The organism is Serratia sp. CY81684 (genome assembly GCF_052166595.1).
GTDB classification, from domain to species: Bacteria; Pseudomonadota; Gammaproteobacteria; order Enterobacterales; family Enterobacteriaceae; genus Serratia; species Serratia nematodiphila.
Genome location: NZ_JBJNOO010000004.1, coordinates 363,851 through 378,158, shown reverse-complemented (window position 1 = coordinate 378,158; position 14,308 = coordinate 363,851). Strand labels below are relative to the sequence as shown.

Sequence of the window (14,308 nt, the reverse complement as noted above, 5' to 3'; positions counted from 1 at the left end):
AAAACATTAGCGATATTTTAGTTAAGGTGAGGGGCTTATCGCCGGATCGGCGATAGGATAAAAAACGAAATCCAGACAAATGGCATAGGTAAGAGGGCGGGCGAATGACGGATTTTATGGCCTGGCTGCGTGGCCATCTGGCCCAGGGGGCGGTAGCGCCGCGTTATATTCAGCTGGCGACGGCGATAGAAACCGCGATCAGGCAGCAGGTGTTGGCGGCGGAGGCATTTCTGCCGCCGGAACGGCAGATGGCGGAAGGTTTGGCGCTGTCGCGTGTCACCGTCAGCAAGGCGATGAAGCTGCTGGAGGAGAAGGGGCTGATTTCGCGGCAGCAGGGCGTTGGCACCCGCGTGGCGATGCGCATCGGCTATTCCCTCGATAAGGACAGCGGGTTTACCGCTCAGGCGCTGCGTCATGGTAGCCGCGTCAGCAATCGATGGCTGCTGCGCACCCGAGTCGGCGCGCCGGCCAAGGCCGCGGCGGCGTTGGGGCTGGCGGAGGGGGATGAAGTGATCAAACTGCGGCGGTTACGCTTGCTGAACGGCAGCCCGGTCTCGCTGGAAACCACCTATATACCACCGCGCTTCTTGCCCGAACCGGCGCAGCTGGAACACTCGCTGTATGCGTTATGGCAATCGCGCGGCATCGTGCCGGAGGATAAACACTTTCTGTTGAAGGCGGTGTCCTGCAGCGACGAGGTCGCCGAACTGCTCAACGTGCCGTGCGGCGCGCCGTTGTTGCACATCATCCAAACCAGCCGCAACGCTCAGGGTGAGGCGCTGGAGTTCAGCGATATCTTGTGCCGCAGCGACGTTTATGAATTCGAAGTGAACGGTTAGCGAAATAACCATGCTCTTTTTGCCACTAGTGCGTATAATCGCCGCCCGGCGATTAATTAACCTGTAAAAAGAGCAGCAGAATGAGCACCACCAGCCTGATCCAACCCGATCGTGAACTGTTTTCCTATAAGCCTTATTGGGCCGAATGTTTTGGCACCGCGCCGTTTTTACCGATGTCGCGGGCAGAGATGGATCAACTGGGCTGGGACAGCTGCGACGTGATCATCATCAGCGGCGACGCCTACGTCGATCACCCAAGCTTCGGCATGGCGATCATCGGCCGCATGCTGGAAGCGCAGGGCTTTCGCGTCGGCATCATCGCGCAGCCGGACTGGAGCAATAAAGAAGACTTCATGCGGTTGGGGAAACCGAACCTGTTCTTCGGCATCACCGCCGGCAACATGGACTCGATGATCAACCGCTACACCGCCGATCGCAAACTGCGCCACGACGATGCCTATACCGCCGGCAACGTCGGCGGCAAGCGCCCGGATCGCGCTACCCTGGTCTACAGCCAGCGCTGCAAAGAAGCCTATAAAGACGTGCCGATCGTGCTGGGCGGCATTGAAGCCAGTCTGCGTCGCATCGCCCACTACGATTACTGGTCTGATACCGTGCGCCGCTCGGTGCTGGTGGACTCCAAAGCCGACATGCTGATCTACGGCAACGGCGAGCGTCCGCTGGTGGAAGTGGCGCACCGTCTGGCCGCCGGTGAGAAGATCGGCGATATCCACGATATCCGCAATACTGCGGTGATGCGCAAAGAAGCGCTGCCGGGTTGGAGCGGTGTGGATTCCACCCGCCTCGACAAGCCGGGCCGCATCGAACCTATCCCGAACCCGTACGGCGAGGATCTGCCGTGCGCCGACGGCGCCAAGCCGAAAGAGCCGGAAGCCAAGCCTGTCACCGTGCGCGCCGCCAAACCGAAGCCGTGGGAGAAGACCTACGTGCTGCTGCCGTCCTTCGAGAAAGTGAAGGGCGACAAGGTGCTGTATGCGCACACCTCGCGTATTTTGCACCATGAAACCAACCCAGGCTGCGCCCGCGCGCTGATGCAAAAACACGGCGATCGCTACGTGTGGATCAACCCGCCGGCGATCCCGCTGACCACGCCGGAGATGGACAGCGTCTTCGCCCTGCCTTATCAACGCGTACCGCACCCGTCCTACGGCCAGGATCGCATTCCGGCCTATGACATGATCCGTTTCTCGGTGAACATCATGCGCGGCTGCTACGGCGGCTGTTCGTTCTGTTCGATCACCGAGCACGAAGGGCGCATCATCCAGAGCCGTTCGGAAGATTCGATCGTTCGCGAAATCGAAGAGATCCGTGACAAGGTGCCGGGCTTTACCGGTGTGATCTCCGATCTGGGCGGCCCGACCGCCAACATGTACATGCTGCGTTGCACCAACCCGCGCGCTGAGCAGACCTGCCGCCGCGCCTCGTGCGTGTATCCGGAGATCTGCACCTATATGGATACCAACCACGAGCCGACCATCAAGCTTTACCGCCGCGCGCGTTCGCTGGAGGGCATCAAGAAGATCCTGATCGCCTCCGGGGTACGTTACGATCTGGCGGTGGAAGATCCGCGCTATATCAAGGAACTGGCGACCCACCACGTCGGCGGCTACCTGAAGATCGCGCCGGAGCACACCGAAGAAGGCCCGCTGTCGAAGATGATGAAACCGGGCATGGGCAGCTACGATCGCTTCAAGCAGCTGTTTGATCACTATTCGAAGCTGGCGGGCAAAGAGCAGTACCTGATCCCATACTTTATCTCATCGCACCCGGGCACCCGTGATGAAGACATGGTGAACCTGGCGCTGTGGCTGAAGAAGAACCGTTTCCGCCTCGATCAGGTGCAGAACTTCTATCCTTCGCCGATGGCCAACTCCACCACCATGTATTACAGCGGCAAAAACCCGCTGAGCAAGGTGGGGTACAAGAGTGAAGATGTGGTGGTGCCGCGTGGCGATCGCCAGCGCCGCCTGCATAAGGCGCTGCTGCGTTACCACGATCCGGCCAACTGGGCGCTGATCCGCGCCGCGCTGGAAGAGATGGGCCTGAAGCACCTGATCGGCAGCCGCCGCGATTGTCTGGTGCCGGCGCCGAGCATCGACGAGCAGCGCGAAGCGAAACGCCTGCAGCGCCATACCCGGCCGGCGCTGACCAAACATACCGATATCAATCGGCAGCGCACGCCGTCCAACCGGCCGCCGCGCAAACCGATTCGCAAAGCCAAGCCGTAACGGCCGCACCGCGTGCGTAAACAAAAAGGAGAACCCTCGGGTTCTCCTTTTTACTTTTGAGCGTCACAGCTGCTCGTAGGCGGCTTCCACTTTCATCAAATGGCGCGGCGCCTGCGGCGCGGGATGGTATTTGCGCACGTGCCAGTTAAAGGCCTCCGGCGACAGGTTGTTGATCATCGCGATCGCCTGCTGACGGTTGCTGGAGAAGGTGCGCAGCAGCGCGCCGGTGCCGTTGACGTAGGCGATGATGGTGGCGTAGCGCAGCGTGACGGGATTGGCGATCCCTTTAAGCTGTTGTTTTTGCAAGGTGGCCAGATAGGCGGCGCCGAGATCGATATTGGTGTCGGGATCCCGCAGGTCATCGTCGTCCGGGCAGCCGCGTTTGCCTTTGTAGCGATAGGCATCGCAGCCGGCGGTATCGGCTTTCAGCTGCATCAGGCCGATCGCATTGGATCTGCTCACTGCGGAAGGGTTGAAGCCGGACTCCACCTGGATCATGGCGGTGATCAGCTTGGCGTCCACGCCGTATTCGCTGGCGGCGTCTTTAATGGCGCTATCGAAGGCGTGGCGATCGTAGCTGACGCGCTGTTTCTTGCCGGCGCAACCCGCCAGCACCAGCATGATGCAAAGCATGCCCAGCCGTGACCCGTGTGAGAAAGAAAATTTCATGGTGCTCCGTGCTTGTCTGTTTTTTTAACGGCGTGAACCGGCGGCTGGAGCCTCCGGCGTCGTCATCATAACGTCAGGCGGCGCAAGGGAGCAATGTGCGGGAAGGAAAAGCCCCCTCCGGCCGGAGAGGGCTTGAGGGGGTTACAGGGTATCCGGATCAGGCCCCAGGCGGTTGCCGACGTCCAGCTTGGCGATCTCGCCCAGCTCGTCCTTATCGAGTTTGAAATCAAATACCTCGAAGTTTTCGCGGATACGCGACGGCGTGACCGATTTCGGGATGACGATAAGACCGCTGTCCAGGTGCCAGCGCACCACAATCTGCGCCGGGGTTTTCTCGTATTTCTCGGCCAGCGCCTTGATCAGCGGCTGGTCGAACACGCCTTCACCGCCTTGCGCCAGCGGGCTCCAGGATTCGGTGGCGATATGGTGCGTGGCGTTCCAGGCGCGCAGCTGGCGCTGTTGCAGCAGCGGGTGCAGCTCGATCTGGTTGACGACCGGCGCCACGTTGGTTTCATCCAGCAGGCGCTGCAGGTGCGGCGTATGGAAGTTGCATACGCCGATGCTTTTCACCAGGCCTTGCTCGCGCAGTTTGATCAGCTCGCGCCAGGCGGAGACGTATTGATCCTGCTGCGGGCGCGGCCAGTGGATAAGATACAGATCCACATAGTCCAGCTTGAGTTTTTCCAGGCTGGTTTCCAGCGCCGCCAGCGGATCGCCCTGATCGTCGTTCCACAGCTTGGTGGTGATGAACAGGTCGCTGCGCGGCAGCGAGCTGGACTGCAGCGCGGCGCCGACGCCTTCCTCGTTCTTGTAGATCGCGGCGGTGTCGATGGAGCGGTAACCGATCTCCAGCGCTTTGCTCACCGCGCGGGTGGTCTCTTCAATACTCGCCTGCCAAACGCCGAGACCCAACTGCGGCATCAGATTACCATCGTGGAGTTTGATGATGGGTTGTTGCGTTGTCATGCGCATCTCCTTGTGTACGGATTGCGGCGCCTGCGGCGCCGAAACGGCTATAGATAAATTCTAGTTGGCAAAATGGGCGGTTGCCGGGTTTGCCAGCCTAATTTCAGCGGTGGCGGGAGGGCTATTTTCTCCCCGCTCTCCCTGCAAATGAGCGGTAAGACGAGTGGTGCGAAACGATCGGCGGCGCTGAAGCGCCCGACTGCGCCCGGTGATCGGCCGGGCGCAGGATGCGGCGAAAATGGCTGGCGGAGACTAAAGCCTAGCAAAAAATCGCCGTTTTGCGATTAACGCGCCGCTTCATAAATGCGGCGGCTGACGTCCAGGGTGATGTCCTGATGCTCCCCCAGGGCGGTCATGCCGTGCTGATGGAGCTTGTCGAGCAGCGCCGGAATGCTGCTGCCGTCGAGCTGATAATCCGCCATGCGGGTCGGCACGCCCATCTGCTCGAAGAAGGCGCGGGTGGCGGCGATGGCGCCGTCGATGCGGCTGTCTTCGCTGCCTTCGCGCAGGCCCCAGACGCGGTCAGCATACTGCAGCAGTTTTTCGCGCTTCTGCGCTTTCTTCTCGTGCAGCAGCGCCGGCAGCACGATGGCCAGCGTTTGCGCGTGGTCGAGATCGTGCATGGCGGTCAGCTCATGGCCCAGCATGTGGGTCGCCCAGTCCTGCGGCACGCCGGCGCCGATCAGGCCGTTCAGCGCCATGGTGGCGCTCCACATCACGTTGGCGCGCACCGCATAGTTCTCCGGCTCGGCCAGCGCGCGCGGGCCGTCTTCCAGCAGGGTCAACAGCAGGCCTTCGGCGAAGCGATCCTGCACCTTGGCGTCGACCGGATAGGTCAGATACTGCTCCAGGGTGTGCACGAAGGCGTCGACCACGCCGTTGGCGATCTGGCGCGGCGGCAGCGAGTAGGTCACCACCGGATCCAGCACGGCGAAGCGCGGTTGCACCAGCGGTGAGAAGAAGTGCTGCTTGTCGCCGCTGCTTTTGCGGGTGATCACCGCGCCGCTGTTGGACTCGGAGCCGGTGGCCGGCAGCGTCAGCACGCAGCCCATCGGCACCGCGTCGGCGATGTGGCTGCCGACGGTCTGCAGAATGTGCCAGGCGTCGCTGCTGGCGGTATAACGGGCGGCGGCGGCGATGAACTTGGTGCCGTCAACCACCGAACCGCCGCCGACCGCCAGCAGGAAATCGATGTTTTCCGCTTTCACCACCTCGACCGCTTTCATCAGCGTTTCGTAGGTCGGGTTCGGCTCGATGCCGGAGAACTCCCGCACGTCGCGGCCGGCCAGCGCGCTATGCACCTGATCCAGCACGCCGTTTTTCTTCACGCTGCCGCCACCGTAGGTGATCAGGATGCGCGCGTCCGCCGGGATTTGGCTGGCCACTTCGGCAATTTGCTCCTTGCCGAACAGGATTTTGGTTGGGGTATGCAGAATGAAGTTGTGCATGGTTGATTTCTCTCTTTCTGTCAGGCGGGCGCCAAAGCGGCGCAAAGGTGTCTGGTCTGTATTGTCAGGAACCGGGCGGCAACGCACAATGCACATTTCTGTTTGGTTCTTGCCTATTCCTATAAGTCACTGTAGAAATGGCGAGTTTTAAATTATTATTTATGCCGAATCGTTCTGACTGTAAGAGGGTGTTTCCGTGATTGAAATCGATGCGCTGCGCAGCCGCATGGCGCGCCAGGCGATGACTATCGCCAGCGGCAACGGCTACACGCCGTCGCCGGTGCCGCGGGTGAAGATTTTGTATGTCGATCGCCACAGCCCGCGTCAGCCGGTGATGTATGAACCGGGGATCGTCATTGTTTTTCAGGGGCACAAGGTCGGTTATTGCGGCAATAAGAAGTTCCAATACGATCCGCGCAACTACCTGCTGATGACGGTGCCGCTGCCGTTTGAATGCGAAACCTTCGCCAGCCCGGAACTGCCGCTGGTTGGGTTGGCGGTCAATATCGATACCCAAATGCTGCAGGACTTGCTGATCGACATCGGCGATGACGACTATCTGATGCAACCGCGGGCTGAGAGCAACGGGGTGAACCTGGCGGAAATGACGGAAGAGTTGCTGTGCGCCACCGAGCGTCTGCTGGACGTGATGGCCAATCCGCTCGACGCCCGGGTGCTGGGGCCGCAGATCGTACGGGAGATTCTCTATTATGTGCTGCGCGGCGCCTGCGGCGCGTCGCTGCAGGAGTTGGTGAATCGGCATACCCACTTCAGCCAGATCGCCAAGGCACTGCGGCGTATCGAACATCAGTATGCCGACAGCATCAACGTCGAGCAGTTGGCCAGCGAGGTCAACATGAGCGTCTCGGCGTTCCATCACAACTTCAAGGCGGTGACCAACACTTCGCCGCTGCAGTACGTGAAGTCGTACCGGCTGCATAAGGCGCGCCTGTTGATGGTGCATGACGGTCTGAAGGCCAGCACGGCGGCGATCCGCGTCGGCTACGAAAGCGCGTCGCAGTTCAGCCGCGAGTTCAAACGGCTGTTCGGCATGACGCCGAGCGATGAAGTCGCCCGGCTGCGCGAGGCCAACCCGCTGCTGCTGGAGGGCTGAGCCGCGTTTATGGGGTTAAGACGATCTTGCCGAATGGCCCGCGATCGAGGTGATCCAACGCCTGCGACAGCTGATCGAAGCGGTATACCTGGTCGATCACCGGCTGCAGGTTGACGGCGTCCACGGCGCGCACCAGGTCTTCCAGCGCGCGGCGGTGGCCGACGCCGATGCCCTGAATCACTGCGGATTTTAATAGCAGTGGGCCGGCGGGAGCGGAAATCTCGTTGCCTTCCAGGATGCCGATTACCGAGATGCGTCCTCCCACCGCCACGGCGCGCACCGAGTTGCCGAGGTTGGTGCCGCCGACGGTGTCGATCACATGGTTGATGCCGCGATCCTGCGTCAGCGCATAAATCGCCTCCACCCAATCGCCGTCCAGCCGGTTGATGCCATGATTGGCGCCCAATGCCAGGGCTCGCGCCAGCTTTTCATCGCTGCCGGAGGTGACATAGACCTCCGCGCCGTGGGCTTTGGCGATCTGCAGCGCGAACAGCGCCACGCCGCCGGTGCCTTGCACCAGCACCGTATCGCCGGCATGCAGTTTGCCTTGTTCCACCAGCGCGAACCAGGCGGTCAGCCCGGCGCACGGCAGGGTGCTGGCCTGGACGTCGTCCAGCGACGCCGGCGCCGCTACCAGCCAGTCTTCATGCAAAATCACGTATTCCGCCAGCACGCCCTGATAAAAACCGCCGAGGGTGTGGTAAGGCACCCGGCGCGCATCGCCGTAGGGTTTTTGCTCGCCGTCGAGCCAACCGGGGCTGAAGGTGGAAATGACGCGCGCGCCGGGCTGAAAGCGGCTGACGCCGGGGCCGATGGCATCGACCTCGCCGGCCATGTCCGAGGCGGGCGTGAACGGCTGCGGCAGCGTGAGCCCCATGCCGCTTTCTATCATCAGTTTGTCACGGTAATTGAGTGAGATAGCCTTCACTTTCACTCTGATTTCGTGCGGCCCCGGCTGTGGGATGGCGCTTGCGCTCAGCTGCAGGTGCTCACGCCCCAGGGCACTCATCGTCCAGCGTTGCATTGTATTGGTCATGATGTTCTCCAAAGTCAGCGATTAACAGACCTGCCGATAATATCGTTGATGAAGGTTCGCCAGTGGCGATAAGATTTCCGCAGATTGTTTCTTTCAGAGCGACAAATCATGAGCGATCGGTTGAGCGGTATTTCGGTATTCGTTACCGCCGTGGAGGCGGGCAGTTTTGCAGTGGCGGCCAATCGGCTGCATCTTTCGCGTTCGGCGGTCGGCAAAACTATCGCCCGGTTGGAGCAGCGGCTGGGGGTGCGGCTGTTTCATCGCACCACGCGCAGCCAGAGCCTGACCGACGACGGTGCGCTGTTCTACGAGCGCTGCCTGCGGGCGCTGGAGGAGATCCGTGGCGCGGAAACGCTGCTGGAGTCGGGCAAGCGGCAGGTCAGCGGTCGGCTGCGGGTGTCGATGCCGGTGCTGTTTGGCCGCATGTGCATTGCGCCGCTGCTGACCGAACTGACGCGCGAGCATCCTGGGTTGGAGTTGGAGCTGTCGTTCAGCGATCGGGTGGTGGATCTGATTGAGGACGGCTTCGATATGGCGATCCGCAATGGTACGCTGGCCAACAGCAGCGGCTTGGTGGCGCGCCGCATCGGCGATCACCGTATGACGCTGTGCGCCTCGCCGGCCTATCTGCAGCGGTGCGGCGAACCGCACAGCATCGAGCAACTGGCGCAGCATGAGGCGGTGACCTATATGCGCGCCGGCGCACGGCGCAGCTGGCGGGTGCTGGACGAGAACGGCGAGCCGCAGGACGTGATGCCGAATAACCGGCTGCAAATGGACGACCTGCAGGCGATTGCGGATGCGGCGACGGCGGGTTTCGGCATCGCCTGGCTGCCGTGCTGGCTGGTGCGTGAGCAGTTGTTGAGCGGGGCACTGGTGCGCTTGCTGCGCGATCGGCCGGGCGCCGCCTTTGAAGCGCATGCGGTGTGGCCGCACACGCCTCACCTGCCGCTGAAGGTGCGGCTGGCGGTGGATACGCTGGTGAGCAAACTGCCTGCCAGTCTGGCGTTGGTCGAGAAGGCGCTGTAGCGCGCCCGATTCAGGAAGAGGCGGCGCGTTTTTTACGCCAGATCACCAGCATGGCGCCCAGCAGGCCGACAAACAGCAGCAGCAGCGGCAGCAGCATCAGACCGGTCATCACCTGGCTTTCGTAGCGTTTCACCAGCGGGATTTGGCTGAACGCGTAGCCGAGGCCGACCAGCGCGCAGACCCAGATCGCCGCGCTCAGCCAGTTGAACACCTGGAAGCGCGAGCTGTTGAGCCCGGAAATGCCGGCCATGGTCGGCAGCAGGGTGCGCACGAAACCGAGGAAGCGGCCGATCAGCAGCGCCGTCAGCCCGTGGCGGTTGAACAGGTTGTGCGCGCGCTGGTGGTACTGTGCCGGCAGTTGCAGCAGCCAGCTCTTCACCAGGCCGGTGTGGCCCAGCCAGCGGCCCTGGATATAGCTCAGCCAGCAGCCGAGGCCGGCGGCGGCGGTCAGAATCAGCAGAGTGGGGGCAAAGCCCATCACGCCTTTGGCGATCAGCGCGCCCGACAGCAGCAGCAGGCTGTCACCGGGAAGGAAGGAGGCGGGCAGCAGTCCGTTTTCCAAAAACAGAGTGGTGAAAAGTACGGCGTAAACCACCCAAATTACGCTTGGATCGGCGAGGGCGATAAAGTCCTGCTGCCAAAGCGCATGAATAATCTCTCGTAATACATCCATTTTATGTCCTGTTGCATGCCGGTTGCGCCCGGGGTCACGTTCTCCAGGATGCGGCGGGTACCGTATCTGACAGTTACCCGGTTAGTGTACCGCTAATAGCTTAAGCCGACATTAAACGAGACGAAGAAAATTATCGGAATCCGCCTTAGCGCACGCCGTTGAGGCGATCGAAGCCGGCCGCCAGATCGGCGATCAGGTCTTCGACGTTCTCCAGGCCGATATGCAACCGCACCAGCGTGCCGGAAAAATCGACGCCGCCCGCCGGGCGGATCGCTTCCAGTTCTTCCGGCTGGTTGGCCAGGATCAGCGACTCGAAGCCGCCCCAGGAGTAGGCCATGCTGAAGTGGCTGAAGTTATCCAGGTAAGCGGCCAACTGCGTATCGTCCAGCCGTTCCTTCAGCACGAAAGAGAACAGCCCGTTGCAGCCGCTGAAGTCGCGGCGGTAGAACTCGTGGCCCTTGCAGCTCGGCAGGGCCGGATGATTGACCGTCGCCACCTCCGGCCGCCCCGCCAGCCAGTTGGCGACCTCGATGCTGCTGCGTTCGTGCTGCTTCAGCCGCACGCTCAGGGTACGCAGGCCGCGGCTCGCCATGTAGGCGGTGTCGGCATCCACCATCTGCCCCATCAGATAGGAGTACTCGCGCAGTTGATCCCAACAGCGCGCGTTGGCGACGGCGGTGCCAAGCATGTAATCGGAATGGCCGATCAGGTATTTGGTGCCGGCCTGAATAGAAATGTCGATGTCGAAATCCAGCGCCTTGAACAGCACGCCCGCCGCCCAGGTGTTGTCTATCATGATCACCACTTCTGGCGCCACGGCGCGAATGGCCTGCACTATCGCCGGAATGTCCTGCACTTCCAGGGTGATGGAACCGGGGGATTCCAGGAACACCACGCGGGTATTGGGCTGGATCAGTTTGGCGATGTCTGCGCCGATCAGCGGATCGAAATAGGTGGTGCTGACGTTCATGCGGCCGAGGATATGGGTGCAGAAATCCTGGGTCGGTTCGTACGCAGAGCCGGTGACCAGCAGGTGATCGCCGGCGCCGACGAACGACAGGATCGCATTGGCCACCGCCGCCGCGCCGCAGGGGTACAGCACGCAGCCGACGCCGCCCTCCAGCTCCACCATCGCATCCTGCAGGGCGAAGTGGGTCAGGGTGCCGCGTCGGCCGTAAAACAGCTCGCCGTGGGCGCGTTGCGCGGTGGCGTGTTTTTTGGCGGCGACGGAGTCGAAGACCAAAGAAGAGGCGCGTTGCGTGACGGGATTGACAGAGCCCTGGGTGTAGCGTTTGCCGCGGCCGGCGCCGATCAGCGCGGTTTCGATATGTTTTGACGTCATGGTACCTGGCTCACCTCTGGTTGCTCTGCACGTGCCCGTTTACGATAGCCCTTACGTTAACATGAGTTAATATAGCCATCCAGACGTTTTAACTTCCAGATATAGAAACGGCTATAATTGTCTGTCGGGCGTGCATTTCTCGCCTCATCCTTCTGCCGTGGTGCGAGAGAGAAGCCCATTCATCGGTCAAGACGCCGTTCGGCAGCGTGGCGTTGTTGCGTCGTTGTGGAAGAAAAGTAACGAAATCACCCTATAAAAGGGGCATTTGGCGGTGAACGGACACAGATTGGCGCTTTGTAACGGGGCTGGCTAAAATTTTCTCGTTTATTTGGTAAATAATAATGAGAACCACTATCAATCCCCGGTTGGTTTGATATGATCGCACGCTGAATTATTCCTTAATTTTGATCGGTAATGGGTGGAGGCACAGCGTGAAAACGGCTGGCAAGAATTTAAATCAAGGATCGTTCGGCCAGGGCCGGGCGCAGTGGGGCAAGGCCTTCGGCCGCAGCCTGATGGCATCTATGGTGCTGGTCGTAGGGCTGGCCGGCAGCGCGCAGGCCGCGCCGGCGAGCAATCCGGCCGTTGCCGAAAGCGTTGCGCCGACCACCGCGCCTGCACCTGCTGCAGCCGCCGCGCCGGAGAGCATCACGCCGGTGAACCCGGCGCCAACGATCCAGCCACCGGAAACCCGCGGCATGGACCTGTCCGTTTGGGGCATGTACCAGCACGCTGACGCGGTGGTGAAAGCGGTAATGATCGGCCTGGTGCTGGCCTCGATCGTGACCTGGACCATTCTGTTCTCCAAAGGCAGCGAACTGCTGCGCGCCAAGCGCCGTCTGCGCCGCGAACAGCTGGCGCTGGCAGAAGCGCGCTCGCTGGATGAAGCCTCCGAGCTGGCGCAAAACTTCGGTCCGGAGAGCGTCAGCGCGGTATTGCTGAACGACGCGCAAAATGAGCTGGAGTTGTCTGCGGAATCCAACGACAACAACGGCATCAAAGAGCGCACCGGCTTCCGCCTCGAGCGCCGCGTGGCGGCCTACAGCCGCAACATGGGCCGCGGCAACGGTTTCCTGGCCACCATCGGCGCCATCTCGCCGTTCGTCGGCCTGTTCGGCACCGTGTGGGGCATCATGAACAGCTTCATCGGCATCGCCCATTCGCAGACCACCAATCTGGCGGTCGTAGCGCCGGGCATCGCGGAAGCGCTGTTGGCGACCGCACTGGGTCTGGTCGCGGCTATCCCTGCCGTCGTTATCTACAACATCTTCGCTCGCGTCATCAGCGGCCATCGCGCCCAGGTGGGCGACGTGGCGGCGCAGGTCTTGCTGCTGCAGGGCCGTGATTTGGATCTGGCCGCGACGGCGGAAGCCAAGCGCTCACAGCACGCGCACCAACTGCGGGCGGGGTGAGTCATGGCGATGCGCTTAAATGAAGATCTGGACGACAGCGGCGAACTGCATGAAATCAACGTGACGCCGTTTATCGACGTCATGTTGGTGCTGTTGATCATCTTTATGGTGGCCGCGCCGCTGGCAACGGTAGATATCCGCGTCGATCTGCCGGCCTCCTCCGCCAAGCCGCAGCCGCGGCCGGAGAAACCGGTGTTCCTGTCGGTGAAGGCCGACAAGCAGCTCTACGTCGGCGATCAGCCGGTGAATGCCGATCAGCTGACTTCGGTGCTGGATCAACGCACCCAGGCGAACAAAGAAACCACTATCTTCTTCCAGGCGGACAAGAGCGTGGACTATGAAACGCTGATGAGCGTGATGGACACCCTGCGTAAAGCCGGCTACCTGAAAGTGGGGCTGGTGGGCATGGAAGGCGCCGCCAAGTAGCGGGCTGATGAAACAAAAAAGGGCGCTTCGGCGCCCTTTTTTACTGATTCAGAGATATCACTCTTCGGCCAACAAAGCCCGGGAACCGGCATGGCGCCAGCGGATACGGCCCGGCAGATAAAGCGCGTTCTGTTCCAGCGGCCGCTCGTCGATCAGTGCGGTGACTTGGTCGAAGCTATGTTGCGCCAGCGCCCGGCAGTCCTGTGCGACCGTATCGATCTTCAGCGTCATGCAGTCGAACAGGTAGTGATCGTCGAAGCTGCACAGGTGGATGTCGCTCTCCATCAGCTGATGTTGAGTCAGATAACGCAATACCCCTTCCAACAGGCCGCAGGCGGCGGTAAACAGCGCTTTGGGTGGCCGTCCCAGCTGTGCGCACAGCTGAGCGAACATCTCGTAACCTGAGCTGGGGTGATAGTTGCCGTTGATGATCCATTCCGGTTTGCACTCGATGCCGGCGCGCTGCAGGCCAAGCTGGAAACCGGCCAGCCGATCGCGGGTCGGCGAAATGCGCGGCTGCCCGCCGAGAAAATAGATCTCGTCCGGATGTTGGCGCGCGACCTTTTCCACCAGGTCGGCGGTCGAGTTGACCGAATCGGTGATCACCAGCGGCAGTTCGGAACCGGCGATCAGACGGTCCATCTGCACCACCGGCAGTCCGACATTGATCTTCTGGTATTCCGCGTCGTTTAGCTGGCTGGAGGCGACAATCAATCCGTCGACCTGGCGCTGCACCAGACTGTTCACCGCCATCATTTCCTGCGCCGGGTTTTCATCGGTACAGGCGATCAACAGCTGCAGCCCGGCTTCGCGGCACAGCGTTTCCAGCTCGCGCGAAATCACCGCAAAGCCGTAGTTGGTCATCTCCGGCACCACCAACCCCAGCGTGTGGCTGCGGTTGGAGCGCAAAGAGCGGGCGTGGATGCTGGGCTGATAATGGTGTTCGTGCGCCAGCGCCAGAATGCGATCGCGGGTGTCGTCGGACACCCGGTATTCCTTGCTGCGGCCGTTCAGCACCAGGCTGGCGGTCGATTTCGACACCCCGGCCAGCGTGGCGATGTCACTGATGGTAATGCGTTTATTTTTTTTCACTGACGCCATCTGA

Annotated in this window: 13 protein-coding genes; 6 read left to right on the top strand and 7 right to left on the bottom strand. The window is 61.4% G+C overall.

The window, feature by feature from the left end; all coding sequences use genetic code 11:
• The first annotated feature begins 104 nt into the window (after positions 1–104).
• Positions 105–839: a GntR family transcriptional regulator gene (locus ACJ8QF_RS16765; RefSeq protein ID WP_004937283.1), complete on the top strand. Its 735-nt coding sequence runs from the start codon at positions 105–107 to the stop codon at positions 837–839.
• 80 nt (positions 840–919) lie between these two features.
• The gene (locus ACJ8QF_RS16760; protein WP_004937285.1) at positions 920–3,088 is read left to right on the top strand and encodes a YgiQ family radical SAM protein; all 2,169 of its coding nucleotides are present in this window, start codon (positions 920–922) and stop codon (positions 3,086–3,088) included.
• A gap of 63 nt (positions 3,089–3,151) precedes the next feature.
• Here the strand turns inward: ACJ8QF_RS16760 and ACJ8QF_RS16755 are convergent, their stop codons facing one another.
• The 3 genes from ACJ8QF_RS16755 to yqhD all read right to left on the bottom strand — a co-directional run bounded on the left by ACJ8QF_RS16755 (position 3,152) and on the right by yqhD (position 6,171).
• Positions 3,152–3,757, bottom strand: a complete 606-nt coding sequence (locus ACJ8QF_RS16755) for a transglycosylase SLT domain-containing protein (RefSeq protein WP_004937286.1) — start codon at positions 3,755–3,757, stop codon at positions 3,152–3,154.
• 141 nt (positions 3,758–3,898) lie between these two features.
• Positions 3,899–4,723 (bottom strand): 2,5-didehydrogluconate reductase DkgA, encoded by an 825-nt coding sequence (gene dkgA, locus ACJ8QF_RS16750; RefSeq protein WP_004937289.1) that lies wholly within the window; start codon positions 4,721–4,723, stop codon positions 3,899–3,901.
• Positions 4,724–5,007: 284 nt separating this feature from the next.
• Positions 5,008–6,171, bottom strand: coding sequence for an alcohol dehydrogenase (gene yqhD / locus ACJ8QF_RS16745; protein WP_015379073.1), 1,164 nt, complete (start codon positions 6,169–6,171; stop codon positions 5,008–5,010).
• A gap of 226 nt (positions 6,172–6,397) precedes the next feature.
• On the opposite strand from yqhD, the gene ACJ8QF_RS16740 reads away from it, so the two are divergent.
• A complete protein-coding gene (locus ACJ8QF_RS16740) occupies positions 6,398–7,285 on the top strand; it encodes an AraC family transcriptional regulator (protein ID WP_404948517.1) in 888 nt (295 codons plus the stop codon).
• A 7-nt stretch (positions 7,286–7,292) separates the two neighbouring features.
• Here ACJ8QF_RS16740 and ACJ8QF_RS16735 read toward each other — a convergent pair whose 3' ends face one another.
• Positions 7,293–8,321 carry a zinc-dependent alcohol dehydrogenase family protein gene (locus tag ACJ8QF_RS16735; protein WP_004937296.1) on the bottom strand — a complete coding sequence of 343 codons (1,029 nt, stop codon included), beginning with the start codon at positions 8,319–8,321 and terminating at the stop codon, positions 7,293–7,295.
• Between the two features lie 108 nt (positions 8,322–8,429).
• Here ACJ8QF_RS16735 and ACJ8QF_RS16730 point away from each other — a divergent pair, with 108 nt between their 5' ends.
• Positions 8,430–9,350, top strand: coding sequence for a LysR substrate-binding domain-containing protein (locus ACJ8QF_RS16730; RefSeq protein WP_442537700.1), 921 nt, complete (start codon positions 8,430–8,432; stop codon positions 9,348–9,350).
• A gap of 10 nt (positions 9,351–9,360) precedes the next feature.
• Here the strand turns inward: ACJ8QF_RS16730 and ACJ8QF_RS16725 are convergent, their stop codons facing one another.
• Together ACJ8QF_RS16725 and metC are read right to left on the bottom strand one after the other, a co-directional pair.
• Positions 9,361–10,023, bottom strand: a complete 663-nt coding sequence (locus ACJ8QF_RS16725) for a DedA family protein (RefSeq protein WP_004937300.1) — start codon at positions 10,021–10,023, stop codon at positions 9,361–9,363.
• A gap of 145 nt (positions 10,024–10,168) precedes the next feature.
• Positions 10,169–11,365 carry a cystathionine beta-lyase gene (gene metC, locus ACJ8QF_RS16720; protein ID WP_442537699.1) on the bottom strand — a complete coding sequence of 399 codons (1,197 nt, stop codon included), beginning with the start codon at positions 11,363–11,365 and terminating at the stop codon, positions 10,169–10,171.
• Positions 11,366–11,796: 431 nt separating this feature from the next.
• Between metC and exbB the strand changes: the two genes are divergently transcribed.
• Positions 11,797–12,777: a tol-pal system-associated acyl-CoA thioesterase gene (gene exbB / locus ACJ8QF_RS16715; protein ID WP_004937304.1), complete on the top strand. Its 981-nt coding sequence runs from the start codon at positions 11,797–11,799 to the stop codon at positions 12,775–12,777.
• 3 nt (positions 12,778–12,780) lie between these two features.
• Complete coding sequence (gene exbD, locus ACJ8QF_RS16710) at positions 12,781–13,203, top strand: TonB system transport protein ExbD (RefSeq protein ID WP_004937307.1); 423 nt, start codon at positions 12,781–12,783, stop codon at positions 13,201–13,203.
• A gap of 57 nt (positions 13,204–13,260) precedes the next feature.
• Here the strand turns inward: exbD and ACJ8QF_RS16705 are convergent, their stop codons facing one another.
• Positions 13,261–14,304: a LacI family DNA-binding transcriptional regulator gene (locus tag ACJ8QF_RS16705; protein WP_015379068.1), complete on the bottom strand. Its 1,044-nt coding sequence runs from the start codon at positions 14,302–14,304 to the stop codon at positions 13,261–13,263.
• Between the last annotated feature and the right edge of the window lie 4 nt (positions 14,305–14,308).

Coding starts and splice junctions, on each gene's coding strand:
- ACJ8QF_RS16765 (WP_004937283.1), top strand. CDS start 105: ATGACGGATTTTATGGCCTGGCTGCGTGGCCATCTGGCCCAGGGGGCG.
- ACJ8QF_RS16760 (WP_004937285.1), top strand. CDS start 920: ATGAGCACCACCAGCCTGATCCAACCCGATCGTGAACTGTTTTCCTAT.
- ACJ8QF_RS16755 (WP_004937286.1), bottom strand. CDS start 3,757: ATGAAATTTTCTTTCTCACACGGGTCACGGCTGGGCATGCTTTGCATC.
- dkgA (WP_004937289.1), bottom strand. CDS start 4,723: ATGACAACGCAACAACCCATCATCAAACTCCACGATGGTAATCTGATG.
- yqhD (WP_015379073.1), bottom strand. CDS start 6,171: ATGCACAACTTCATTCTGCATACCCCAACCAAAATCCTGTTCGGCAAG.
- ACJ8QF_RS16740 (WP_404948517.1), top strand. CDS start 6,398: ATGGCGCGCCAGGCGATGACTATCGCCAGCGGCAACGGCTACACGCCG.
- ACJ8QF_RS16735 (WP_004937296.1), bottom strand. CDS start 8,321: ATGACCAATACAATGCAACGCTGGACGATGAGTGCCCTGGGGCGTGAG.
- ACJ8QF_RS16730 (WP_442537700.1), top strand. CDS start 8,430: ATGAGCGATCGGTTGAGCGGTATTTCGGTATTCGTTACCGCCGTGGAG.
- ACJ8QF_RS16725 (WP_004937300.1), bottom strand. CDS start 10,023: ATGGATGTATTACGAGAGATTATTCATGCGCTTTGGCAGCAGGACTTT.
- metC (WP_442537699.1), bottom strand. CDS start 11,365: ATGACGTCAAAACATATCGAAACCGCGCTGATCGGCGCCGGCCGCGGC.
- exbD (WP_004937307.1), top strand. CDS start 12,781: ATGGCGATGCGCTTAAATGAAGATCTGGACGACAGCGGCGAACTGCAT.
- ACJ8QF_RS16705 (WP_015379068.1), bottom strand. CDS start 14,304: ATGGCGTCAGTGAAAAAAAATAAACGCATTACCATCAGTGACATCGCC.